Origin of the sequence: Grimontia indica (assembly GCF_000333895.2) — a bacterium.
GTDB classification, from domain to species: domain Bacteria; phylum Pseudomonadota; class Gammaproteobacteria; order Enterobacterales; family Vibrionaceae; genus Enterovibrio; species Enterovibrio indicus.
In genome coordinates, this window is sequence record NZ_ANFM02000038.1 from 22,429 (window position 1) to 35,179 (window position 12,751).

Here is a 12,751-nt window from a genome sequence, read left to right on the forward strand (position 1 = left end):
GTGTCAATACACTATTCAACTAAGCACTAATCACAAGACAGTCAGTAGGTTTTCAGTTGAATATCAGGGGTGGGAATGAGTTTTTTGGGTTTGAATGGCCAGAAAAGTATGAGGGATTGTTCAGTGGAAGTATGACCAAAAACAACAAAGGCCAGCGTATGCCGGCCTTCTACATTGTCTGTTTTTCTGAATATCAGAGCGACAATTCGCCGCGGAGGTCTTGTTGAAGTTGGGTGCGAATGGCATCCATTGGCAAGTCCTGACTCAGAAGAAAGTGCAGTTTCGCCAGTGCTGCTTCCGGGGTCATGTCATAACCGCTAAGAACGCCTGCTTCTGCCAGCGCACAACCTGTAGCGTAACCGCCCATATTGACTTTACCTGCCAGACACTGGGTCAGATTCAACACCACAACGCCGCGATCAGTCGCTTCGCGAAGCAGGCCTAGCAGCTCTTGATTCTGAGGTGCGTTGCCCACACCAAAGGTCAGCAGGATCATCGCATTCACTGGTTGTTTCAGCGCATTGCGGATCACTTCCGGCGAAATCCCCGGATACATCATGATAATGGCAACAGGCTGTTCGGTAATCGTGTGAACTTTGAAAGCACCTTCCGGCTTCTTATCGATTTCTGCACCGTGGAGCTGGATGTTAATACCCGCTTCCAACAGAGGCGGCAGATTTGGCGACGTAAAAGCATTGAAACCATCTGCATGGGATTTGGTGCTACGGTTACCGCGAAGAAGCTGGTTGTTGAAGAACAAGGTCACTTCATTGATAGGGTAATTCGCAGCGATATGCAGTGCGTTCAACAGATTCGCCTGACCGTCAGAACGCAGTTCTGCCAACGGGATTTGTGATCCTGTCACGATGACGGGTTTATCCAGGTTCTCCAGCATAAAGGAGAGCGCAGAGGCGGTGTATGCCATGGTGTCTGTACCATGGAGAATCACGAAGCCATCGTACTTATCGTAGTTGTCACGAATATCGTCAGCAATGCGTTGCCACTCTGCAGGGGTCATGTCGGCGGAGTCGATCAGCGGGCTGTATTCGTGAATAGTGAATTCAGGCATCTCAGGGCGATGGAATTCCGGCATTTGTTGGAGTTGTTGTTGCATGAAGCCAGACACAGGAATGTAGCCCTGCTCTGATTTCAGCATGCCGATTGTGCCGCCAGTGTAGGCGATATAAATGTGTTTTCTTTCCATCTTCACAACTTAAATGTAGCCGAGGTAGTGCGCGCATTATACGGAGTGGATGCACGAAAAAAACCCCCGGATTTCGCCGGGGGTTGTTGAGAGGTCTCAGTTTTCGTAATAACTACAATTCGGACAGAGCGCGTATTGTCCGTTTGGATCATTGAAGTTATTCAGGTTGTTTATTTCAGTAACTGCGTGGTTAGCAAACTGTTGAACTGCATCAGGCAGTTTGACGGCTTCGTTCAATCCGAGCGTTACCATCGCCTGGTTCATGAACTCATAGATGAATTGCTGTGCTGGGGTGAGCGGCTCTTCCATCCAGTTCAATGAATAATCGGTTACTTGAGCCAGTTCTGCTGCAACGGTAATGGCATCGTCAAAGTCGCCCATTTGGTCAACCAAGCCACGTTTCATCGCATCGTAACCCGTCCATACGCGGCCTTGCGCCACTTGATCGACATCTTGGAGTGATAGGTTACGTTGGCTGGCGACTAGGCCAATAAAGCGCTGGTAACCATTTTCAATCCCAAGCTGCATGATGTTGCTGATTTCTTCTGGCAACGCTCGTGTGACCCCGACACCCGCAAATGGTGTGGTGCCGATACCGTCGTTATAAACACCGTACTTCGCCAGCACATCTTCGAAGGTGGTCAGAATACCGAAGATACCGATAGACCCTGTGATGGTAGTTGGCTGCGCGAGTATGCGGTCCGCGCTTGAGGATATCCAATAACCGCCGGACGCTGCTACGCTAGACATGGATACGACGACGGGCTTGCCCGCCTGTTTCAGCGCATCCACTTCGTTGCGGATCACTTCAGAGGCAAAGGCGCTGCCGCCTGGGCTGTCTACACGCAAAACCACCGCTTTAATTGAATCGTTCAGGCGTGCATCACGTAGTAGGCCAGCAGTGGTATCACCACCGATAGTGCCTTCTGATTCAAAGCCATCCACGATGGCACCGCTTGCAACGACCACGGCAATTTGGTCTGCCTTAGGCAATTCAAAGTTCAGCGGCGCGTAATCATAGAAGCTCACATAGTTGAAGCTGTCTTCCCCATCGCTGCCAAATACTTCTGCCAGACGGGTACGGATTTGTTGGCGGGTCATCAGTTCATCGACCAAGCCCATGTTGTAGGCTAATTTTGCGAAATCACCGTTTGCTGCCTTGAGGTTGGCAATCAGAGTGTCAGCATCCGGTGAGAGGGTTGAAACCTCGATGTTACGGTTGGTGGCAATGTCATCGACAAATGCGCCCCAAAGCTGATTCAGCCAAACAGAGTTTGCTTCGCGCGCTTCCTCAGACATGCCCGTGCGTGTGTATGGTTCAACAAATGATTTGTAAGTTCCGACGCGGAAAACGTGCGTAGTGATATCTAGGTTTTCCAGCAGGTCTTTGAAGTAGAGGTTATAGGTGCCATAGCCACGCAACAGCACTGCGCCGTCCGGTGCCATGAAAATCTCGTCGGCATAGCTGGCGAGGTAATATTGGCTCTGGTTGTAGTGCCCACCAATAGCAACCACAGGTTTGCCAGTGGCTTTGAATTCATTAATTGCTTTAGCGATGTAGCGAAGCTTGGTCAGGCTGGTTTCCGACATGTCGGACAGGCTGAGTACCATGCCGTTGATTTTGTCGTCTTTTGCGCCAGCACGGATTTGCTCGACGATATCGTAAAGCACGTTTTCAAACTGCATTTGCTGACCGAAAAGATTGCGTGTCGCGAAATCATAAGGGTCGACGCGGCGCTGCTTTTCAACGATTGGCCCAGAAATATCAACCAGAAGCGCCCGCTCTGGTTGCTCAACCGGTTTAGTCGGTGTGGCATGCTCCATCGTAAACAGAAAATAGATCCCCACCAACATGGCAATGAACAGAATATTCAGGATCAACTGACGGGTAAAACTGAGGGCTTTCCAAAACCACTTCAGTAAGGTGCCGATAAATTTAAAAAGCGTTTTCATTTGGTTATCCAGCTTCTTTTATTACCGGTAATCGTAACGAATCCTGTCCAATTAGAATAGAGGTGATTAATGTTGTAAAAATGTAAACAAACGTTTGAAACTTTTGTTTGAGTGGCTTATCTTGGTCTGACCAGAACTAATAATAACCATGGAAGCGCATCATGAATTCGCCTTACCCACACCTACTCGCGCCGTTGGATCTTGGCTTTACGCAGTTGAAAAACCGCGTACTGATGGGGTCTATGCATACTGGACTGGAAGAATCGAATGACGGGTTTAAGAAGCTCGCTGCCTTCTACGCCGAAAGGGCAAAAGGTGGTGTTGGCCTGATTGTTACAGGTGGCTTTTCTCCGAACTTCCGTGGTCGTCTCCACCCTTTAAGTGCGCAATTCAGCAGCGGTCGAGCGGCCCGCGCGCACCGTACCATCACTGATGCAGTGCATGAAAATGGCGGTAAAATTGCGCTTCAGCTTTTGCACGCAGGCCGTTATGCGATGCATCCTTTCGCTCTGAGTGCGTCTGATATGCGATCGCCTATCTCTAAATTCGCGCCTTCTGCCATGAGCGAACGCCAAATCCTGAATACCATCAAAGACTTTGGTAAGAGTGCGGAACTTGCCCGTGAAGCGGGTTATGACGGCGTGGAAATCATGGGTTCAGAAGGTTATCTGATTAATCAGTTCATCTGTGCGCGTTCCAATACCCGTTATGATCGCTGGGGCGGCAGCTACGAAAACCGTACCCGTTTGGCTGTAGAAGTGGTGAAAGCAGTGCGCGAACGTGCGGGTCAAGATTTCATCATCATTTTCCGACTGTCGATGTTGGATCTGGTGGAGCAGGGTAGCACGCATGATGAAGTGGTTGAGCTTGCGAAAGCGCTGGAACAAGCTGGTGTTACCATCATCAATACTGGTATTGGCTGGCATGAAGCCCGTATTCCGACCATCGCCACTCAGGTTCCGCGCGCAGCATTCGCGTGGGTTACCGAGCGTCTAAAAGGTGAGGTCAATGTACCTTTGGTCACCTGTAACCGCATCAATACGCCGGAAATCGCCGAGGAGATCCTGTCGTCGGGGCAGGCAGATATGGTTTCCATGGCGCGCCCATTTCTGGCAGATGCGGAATTTGTGGCGAAAGCTGAGCAAGATCGCTCTGACGACATTAACACCTGTATTGCCTGTAATCAGGCCTGTCTTGACCATGTGTTCAAAGGGAAACGCGCCAGCTGCTTGGTGAACCCTCAGGCGTGTTACGAAACAGAGTTGGTCGTCACACCGGCTTCCAACAAACGCCGTGTTGCGGTTATCGGTGGTGGTATGGCAGGCATGTCTTTCGCGACCACAGCTGCAGAGCGTGGCTTTGATGTGGTGTTGTTTGAGAAGCGCGATACCCTTGGCGGTCAATTCAATCTCGCCATGCAAATTCCCGGTAAGGAAGAATTCAAAGAATCTATCCGTTACTTCACCCGTAAGGTAGAGCAATCCGGCATTGAAGTCCGTCTGAATACGGAAGTTGATGCGGATACCCTGAAAGATTTTGATGAAGTGGTAGTGGCAACGGGTGTTAAACCTCGCATTCCATCTATTCCGGGTATCGACCATCCAAAAGCCATTGATTACCAGACGTTCATCCGTGAGCAACCTGAACTTGGTGGGCGAGTGGCCATTATTGGTGCCGGTGGTATCGGCATTGATGTCGCTACCATGATTACTGAGCCAGAAAATCACACGCTGGATGACTGGCTAAAAGACTGGGGTATCGACAAAACTATCTCGTATGAAGGCGGGTTACACCCTCAACCTCACTATGTCGCACAGCGTCAGGTATGGTTACTGCAACGTAAAGCAGGTCGCGTAGGCAAAGGACCGGGTAAAACAACGGGCTGGATCCATAAGAAAACGCTGGAAAAACGAGGTGTAGAACTCCTTGGTGGTGTGGCATACGAGAAGATCGATGACGCAGGTTTGCATATCACCCTTGAAGGTCAGCACCACATTCTGCCAGCAGATCATGTGATCGTTTGTGCCGGTCAGGAGTCAGTGAATGGTTTGGTATCTGCACTCGAAGCGCAAGGCATCAAAGCCCATGTGATTGGCGGTGCTGAGCATGCCGGCGAGTTGGATGCTAAACGCGCGATTCGCCAAGGGGTGAAGTTAGCCATATCACTTTAAGCCAGTAGTTTGAAAAACCACAAAACCCGAGTGGAGTCGCCTCTCGGGTTTTGTGTTATTTTGGAAAAGTGATTTTTAATTCTTTTCGGGACGATATATGGACGCGATAACTCTTCTTACCCAGCGCCGCTCAATTCCTCGTTTACTGGCTCCGGCCCCGACTGGTGAAGCATTGGACAACATGCTGGCAGCCGGCCTCAGGGCACCGGATCATGGCGCGTTGACGCCTTGGGAGTTTGTCGTCGCGACAGGGGAAGGACTGGATAAGCTTTCTGCCATTTTGAAAAGCGCGGCAGAAGCCGACAACGAAGAAGACGCGGTGGTTGAGAAAGCAACCAAGTCACCTTATCGCGCGCCTATGGTCATCACTGTGATTGCCCGCACCAAGCAACATGACAAAGTACCTGTGATTGAGCAGCACATCTCTGCAGGCTGCGCGGCACAGGCAATGCAGATGGCAGCAGTTGCGCAAGGTTTTCAGGGCTTCTGGCGTACCGGGAAATGGGCCTATCATTCTGTTGTTCGTGAAGCGTTTAACGTGTCAGGTGACGACGAGATCGTAGGGTTCCTCTACGTAGGCACACCGGATTGCACACCGGCTGGCGTGCCAAAGCGTGATACTGCAAAGTACGTGACGTACCTGTAAAACCTGACTTCGTTCCATTTGACAATTAACTGGATGTATATCCAGTTAATTGTTGTTAACTTCCCTGAATTTCGATAAATTGTGGGTTCATCGTCCGAGACTTCCAACGATATGACCAGACTCTTTATCGCCGAAAAACCCAGCCTAGGCCGCGCGATTGTCGCAGCACTTCCCAAGCCCCACAAAAATCATGAAGGCTATGTTGTTGCTGGAAATGGCGACACGGTGACATGGTGTATCGGCCATTTGCTCGAGCAGGCAGAGCCTGAGGCTTATGACGAAAAATATAAAACCTGGCGACTCGACGATCTTCCTATTCTTCCTCAGCAATGGATTTTAAAACCGCGTAAATCTGCCGCCAAACAGCTGGGTGTGGTGAAAAAACTGCTCAAGCAGTTTGATGAAATCGTGCATGCAGGTGACCCGGATCGCGAAGGTCAACTGCTGGTGGATGAAGTGTTCAGCCACGCCAAGCTTTCTGAAGCCAAGAAAAAACGAATCCAGCGTCTGCTGATTAATGACCTGAACACCTCGGCGGTGAAAAAGGCATTGTCAGCCCTGCGCAGCAATATGGAGTTTGTGCCGCTTTCGGTGTCAGCACTGGCGCGCTCAAGAGCGGATTGGCTCTATGGCATGAACATGTCCCGCGCTTACACTTTACTTGGAAAACAGGCGGGGTATCAGGGGGTGCTTTCCGTCGGTCGCGTGCAAACACCGGTATTGGGGCTGGTGGTTCGCCGTGATCGCGAAATCGAAGCCTTTATCCCCAAGCCTTTCTATCAATTGGATGCAGTTATCCCCTACCAAGGTAGCGATATTCTTGCCCGTTGGCAGCCGAGTGAAGCCTGCCAGCCATGGCAGGATGAAGAAGGGCGGGTATTAGCGAGGAATCTGGTCGAAAACGTCGCGCGTCGTATTGAAGGTCAGCCTGCAACGGTGACCAAATCAGAGCGCAAGACCACCAAACAGTCACCGCCGTTACCTTACAGTCTGTCTGCGCTGCAAATTGATGCGGCCAAGCGTTTTAATATGAGCGCCGCCGACGTACTGGCCTGTTGTCAGGCCTTGTACGAGAAGCATAAGGTGATCACCTATCCGCGCTCAGATTGCCGCTATCTCCCTAAAGGCCACTTCAAAGAAGCACAAAGCGTCTCCACCGCGATTGCGAAAACGACTGATGCGTTATCTACCGCGGTCAACAATGCCAATCTTTCCCTTAAATCGAAGGCTTGGAATGACAGCAAAGTCGAAGCTCACCACGCGATTATTCCTACGTCGAAAAGTAGTAGCGCCTTGAGTGGGCGCGAGCGTGATGTTTATGAGCTCATCGCCCGACAGTATCTGATGCAGTTCTATCCTGTCGCAGAGTACACCGAAGCCAAACTGGACTTTGAGATTGTGGGTGGTCTTTTCATCGCAAAAGGGAAAAAGCTAATGTCTCCGGGGTGGCGAGCACTGCTGTCCCGAGATAAATCAGCGCAAAATGAGGATATCGAAAGCCTAGTACCACCGCTGGATAAAGGCACTGTATTGACCTGCGCGCGCGGCAATATTAAAGATTGCATGACGGAGCCTCCGCGTTATTTCACAGAAGCGACGTTGCTGCAGGCGATGACAGGGATTGCCCGGTTTGTAAAAGACCCATCGCTTAAGAAAATCCTTCGAGATACAGACGGATTGGGAACAGAAGCAACCCGGGCTGGGATTCTCGATTTGCTGTTCAAACGTAGTCTTCTCTCTCGGGAAGGAAAGCAGATCCGCTCAACTGCTTCTGGAAAAGGCTTGATTGATGCGTTGCCTGAGAAAGCAGCCTATCCGGATATGACGGCGCAATGGGAACGCCAGCTTCATGACATGGCAGAAAAGAAAGGGGCTTATCAACCTTTTATGACTGCATTGGAGTCCGAGTTAAATGTGCTGATGCAAACCGTCAGACATGGCTCAGTGCCGGATAGCCTTCGCTCTCTGCCAGCACAGCCTAACCGATTCAAGAAAGGAAGAGGTGGGAAAAGTAGGGCACCTGCCAAGAAGCGCCGTTATAAAACAAAGGCCTGATTTTTCCCTGCGTTCTTCGCCTCATAGAGCGCGACATCGGCGTCAATGAACAGCTGTTGCTGATTATTGGGCTTTTCTGGAATGGTGGTTTTGCCGCCCGCGCTGATGGTAACTATCGGCGCGACGGGTGAGTCACCGTGCGGTATCTCTAGTTTGCGTACGGCTTCCAGTGCGCGGTTAGCCACAGATATTGCATTCTCTCGGTTACTGCCCGGCAACAGGAAGACGAACTCTTCACCACCGAATCTCGCCAATAATGCGCCAGCACGTCGTTCGACCTGGCTGAGCGCTTCAGCCACTTTCGTCAAACACTGGTCGCCTAAGGCATGGCCGTATTTGTCGTTGTATTGCTTAAAGTGGTCGATATCGACAATCAAAATGGTCAGTGGAGTTTGGTAGCGAAGGGCGCGACGCCATTCCTCTTCCAGTCGCTCATCCAGCATCCGGCGATTTGGTACTTGTGTCAGACTGTCTTCTCGGGAAATCTGATTCAAGCGCTTATTGGCTTCTTCCAGCTGCGCTGTGCGCTCTGCCACGCGGTGTTCCAGTGACAGATTGAGGGCTTTCAGATCATCTTGTGCACGACGTTGGATGAGGTGCTGTGACATAGTGACCCCAAGGAGCTTCAGAAGCTCGCTGTGGTAACTTTTCAGTGGTGTTCCAGATATTAGGTTGTCACAGGCAATCCAACCAATTGGATCGTCACCATCCCATAGCGAAATGGTGGCATTCCAACCCGTCCCAACGACTTTGTTGTCATGATAGAGCTCACAGCCTTCATTGATGGTGATATGGCGCTTCTTATCAAGTGTGGTTTTGGCGTGGTAGTGCTCATGAATCGCCGTGCAATACCATTGCTCATTGGTCACGGTTCCGTTGATATCTGTTCCATAGGTCCCGCGCAACAAACCAGTATGGCTATTGAGAAGGAAAATCGCCATGCGGTCAAAATCGAGAGCATGAATACACTCATAAACCGCTGTATGAAGCATGTTATCAAGCGAATGGGCGTGCCAGAGTCGCAACGAGATTTTATGTAGGATATGGAGTTGTTCTAAAAGTCCCTTTTGTGAGCAGACTTCTTGCACCAGTTTCTTTTCGGTTTTTTTATGATTGGCTTTTTCAAAAGCTAGGAACTGGCGTTGCAGGTGGCTGTCGAGTACACCTGAAAGCATCAATGCCAATAGTGTTTTAGCTTTGGCATCAACATGAATTTCTTTTTTGGTTGAAAGCAGCAAACCAGCCGATTGTGTGCCACGAATATTGAGTGGGAGTACCCAGCAATACTGCCCCTGTTGCTGCAAAGGCGCGTCAGTGTCCAATAGGTTGAAGAGAAGGGATTGATCCTCTTCGTTTAATGCCATGGCAGGTGAAGAGACTTGATGGTGATCGGCGCGAATATCTGCGATCTGGCTCCAGTTTGCGCTTTCAGTGTCTTTGAGAAGAACTTGGCAGCGGACATCGTCAGCAAGGAGGCATAAAGTCTGGCCCAGGGCTGCACAGAATGCATCCAGATTTTCTTGCGGACAAATCGCTTCGCCTGCTTTCAGGCAGAATGCGTAATCCAAAGCAATCATGCCCATGACTCCCTTATGACTGGCTACTGACGAAAAATGTGATTTTAGTTCTAATCTTTAGATGGCCAGTATGACAGTAATCGCCATTAGCAATGTCTAAATTTCCCTCATCTTCGACAGACTTCACAAGGGAGTTTAAGGGTCTGTGATGCCCGTAATGTGTTTGTTCTCTGTATGGTTATTTGTTTGATATAACGGTAAAAACTCTTGGTTTTTTGTTAGCTCGAGTACGCAAAAATAACGCCAGCAAGTGTCATCAAAAACAGGAACCACTTGAGGAGTTTAGGGTCTGCTTTAATGGCAAACTTCACGGCCAACCAAGCACCAAACATGGATCCCAACGCAAGCAGCAAGCCGGGTAACCAGAGAATTAAATCCTGCCAGATGAAGATAGCGAGCGAGACGGAAGTAAACGCTAACGTACAGACGAGCTTTAAGGCGTTACCGCGCACGAGATCATAGCGAAGCGTCCCACACAGCGCAGCGATCAGCACAAACCCGACACCCGCTTGAACAAATCCACCGTAGAAACCCGCGATGGCAAGTCCAACCCAGGCTGCTGGTGTGTCCTTCACTTTACGTGCAAGCTCTCCTTCATTGGGCATGACTGCCTGAGGTTTTACCAGCATGATAAATGCCATTAAGAGCATGGTGCCGAGAAGGAGTGGTTTGATGATTGAAGAGGGCAGCCAGGCTGCTGCTCCAGCACCCACTGCGCCACCAATCAGGGTTGGGATAAGAATAGGCAGCAGGTCATGGCCATCCAGACGCTTATGATGGCGAAATCCTGCAACGCCGGAAACACTTTGCATAAAAACGCCGACACGGTTGGTGGCATTGGCCACTTCCGCTGGCATGCCCAGCACGATTAACGCAGGAATGGTGAGGTTTGAGCCACCGCCAGCCAGTGTATTGATAATGCCTGCAACAAAGCCAAGCACAACCAGCAAAGCGCCAAACTCGATAGAGACGTCCATTTCGCTATCCAGATAATTTCAATAGGGAAATGAATACTAACCAAGAACATGGCTACGAAAAAGCCCGCAGCTAAAAAGCTGCGGGCTCATATCGATAGATGGTCGGTCTGAGAGGATTTGAACCTCCGACCCCTGACACCCCATGACAGTGCGCTACCAAGCTGCGCTACAGACCGACACTATGGATTCATGGTACGAACACAGTATTTAGCTGTCAATCGCCTTTCTTTATTAAATCCGCGAATTTCAATCGTTTGGCTAAAAAGAAGCCAGCTTATCGCTGGCTGCTCTGTTAGTTTTCTTCGGGATGATAGAAGCGCTTCAACTCGTGCATCACCTGCATCAGTACAGAAAGCTGAGGTTTGCCTTCCGGTTGCAGCTTGTAGTTGCTGTCATACACGCGATAGTTTCCGAACTTGTCCACCACCGTGGTTTTGTCAGGCTGAACCACGACGATGTCACGACTGTCACCAGCGATTACCCATTTTCTTGGCTTATCGGAAAGCTCGAATAGGTTCATGCCACTGGTATAGTTGGTCGAAGGGCTGTCAACCGCCAGCATGGACTCCATCAATGTTGGAACGATATCCAAATGCGAGCTGTAAACATCGACTTGGCGGGGTTCCTGATTTGGCCAGTGCATGATCAGAGGAACCTGCAGCTGATACTTACTGTAGTTGGTGTTTGCGCCCCAGCTGTTGGATCCGGTTTCGTTAAATTCAGTGCCGTGGTTAGATGTAATGATCACCACGGTGTTATCGAGCTGGCCGTTTGCTTCTAAAGTGTCGAGCATTTCACCCAACAAGGTATCCACGTAATATGCGGCATTGTTATAGCTGTTTTTCAGCACCAGCGAGGTTTGTTCGCCTACGCTTGCCATATCGTTGTCGAGTGATGGCTGGAACGGACGCTCATAGTCACCACCTTGTTCGTAATCAGTGACACTTTTGAGTTCCAGATAAGCGAACCAAGGTTGTTTCACATCACCGGCTTTGATCCACTCGTCGAGATTGTCTGCGGCAATATGGTCAGCCACCCAGGTTTCCGACGCTTTGACATTTGACGCTTGCTCAAGGTGCTTACCAAAAATGCTCTGATAATAGATCGGGTTGTCGAAGTTATCAGCGCTGAAAAGACCGAAACGGTAGTTGCGCTTATCCATCGTATCAATCAGCAATGGACTTAAACCTTCCGTTCGCGCGCTTTGTGCATAGCTGCCAGGCAAGCCGTAAAACAGGCCAAAAATTCCTGCCATCGCATCATTGCTGGAACTGTAATGATGGGTATATTTCAGATTGCTGTTAGCAAACTGATTCAGGTTTGGCATTACAACCGGGTCAAGCATGTCTGCTCGCAAGCTTTCCACCATCACCACAAGCAGGTTAGGGCTAAAGCTTTGTGCGTTGGCGGAAAACGAGAGTTTCTCCAACGGATAGCGAATCACTTCGCTTTCCTGATCGCCAATGGCATCTTTGCGGCGTTGATATTCTTGACGGTCAAGTAGCCCGTACTTCTCCATGAAGGTTTTCGCCGTCATTGGATAGGAAACCGGGAAATTGGAGCGTTGCGCAGTCACCGGGCTGTAAATGAAAGCATCTGCCCAGATATGGATGAGATGGCTTCCGATAAAGCAGATCGCGAACACGCTGGCGATAGGCACACCGACGCGTTTGCGGGAAAGCTTACGGAGTTTTCGCCAGACCCATTCCGAAATGATGAGTTCCAGCAGGAAGATAGCGGGCACGACCACAAACAAGTATTGCCAGTGGGCGTTCATGTCCGTTTTTTCGCCACTGAGCAGCAATTCCCACACCAAAGGATTCAGGTGGAGATGCATGGTCTCATAGGCGTAGATGTCCAACAGCAGGATGGTCATACCTGCCGTGGCAACCAGAACAGCAAATAGCCTCATCAACCGCTGGGAAGGGATAATGAAGCTAGCTGGGAAGATAACCAGTATGTAGAGGGCGAAAACCAGAAAACCGAAGTGACCGATCCATGTCAGCAATTGATAGGTTTGACCTAGTAAAGTCTCTGGCCAGCCTGACTGAGCGATATAGCGAGTGCCCAGCAACATGGCTGCGATAATGTTGAAAAAGCTGAACCAGTGCCCCCAGCTCACGAGCTGGGAGACTTTATCCCTGTAGGTGTTTCCGCTGTCTACCATA

The 12,751-nt window shown here is 50.1% G+C and carries 8 protein-coding genes and 1 tRNA gene; 3 read left to right on the forward strand and 6 right to left on the reverse strand.

Annotation, left to right across the window (positions count from 1 at the left end; genetic code table 11):
* Positions 1 to 193: 193 nt before the first annotated feature.
* Complete coding sequence (ansA, locus tag D515_RS19810) at positions 194 to 1,204, reverse strand: asparaginase (protein ID WP_002541077.1); 1,011 nt, start codon at positions 1,202 to 1,204, stop codon at positions 194 to 196.
* Between the two features lie 96 nt (positions 1,205 to 1,300).
* Entirely contained in the window at positions 1,301 to 3,157 is a 1,857-nt protein-coding gene (gene sppA / locus D515_RS19815; RefSeq protein WP_002541079.1) for a signal peptide peptidase SppA, read from the reverse strand.
* 161 nt (positions 3,158 to 3,318) lie between these two features.
* Between sppA and D515_RS19820 the strand changes: the two genes are divergently transcribed.
* From D515_RS19820 to D515_RS19830, 3 genes are all read left to right on the forward strand, one after another.
* Complete coding sequence (locus D515_RS19820; RefSeq protein WP_002541080.1) at positions 3,319 to 5,328, forward strand: NADPH-dependent 2,4-dienoyl-CoA reductase; 2,010 nt, start codon at positions 3,319 to 3,321, stop codon at positions 5,326 to 5,328.
* Between the two features lie 97 nt (positions 5,329 to 5,425).
* On the forward strand, positions 5,426 to 5,974 hold the full coding sequence (locus D515_RS19825) for an NAD(P)H nitroreductase (protein ID WP_002541081.1): 549 nt from the start codon (positions 5,426 to 5,428) through the stop codon (positions 5,972 to 5,974).
* 111 nt (positions 5,975 to 6,085) lie between these two features.
* Positions 6,086 to 8,029 (forward strand): DNA topoisomerase III, encoded by a 1,944-nt coding sequence (locus D515_RS19830; RefSeq protein ID WP_002541082.1) that lies wholly within the window; start codon positions 6,086 to 6,088, stop codon positions 8,027 to 8,029.
* Here D515_RS19830 and D515_RS19835 read toward each other — a convergent pair.
* The 4 genes from D515_RS19835 to D515_RS19850 all read right to left on the reverse strand — a co-directional run bounded on the left by D515_RS19835 (position 8,011) and on the right by D515_RS19850 (position 12,750).
* Entirely contained in the window at positions 8,011 to 9,606 is a 1,596-nt protein-coding gene (locus D515_RS19835) for a GGDEF domain-containing protein (protein WP_002541083.1), read from the reverse strand. The genes D515_RS19830 and D515_RS19835 overlap by 19 nt on opposite strands.
* Before the next feature lie 218 nt (positions 9,607 to 9,824).
* Positions 9,825 to 10,583, reverse strand: a complete 759-nt coding sequence (locus D515_RS19840; protein WP_002541084.1) for a sulfite exporter TauE/SafE family protein — start codon at positions 10,581 to 10,583, stop codon at positions 9,825 to 9,827.
* A 99-nt stretch (positions 10,584 to 10,682) separates the two neighbouring features.
* Positions 10,683 to 10,759: transfer RNA gene (locus D515_RS19845), tRNA-Pro, on the reverse strand.
* A 116-nt stretch (positions 10,760 to 10,875) separates the two neighbouring features.
* The gene (locus tag D515_RS19850; RefSeq protein ID WP_002541086.1) at positions 10,876 to 12,750 is read right to left on the reverse strand and encodes a DUF3413 domain-containing protein; all 1,875 of its coding nucleotides are present in this window, start codon (positions 12,748 to 12,750) and stop codon (positions 10,876 to 10,878) included.
* Position 12,751 lies beyond the last annotated feature (1 nt).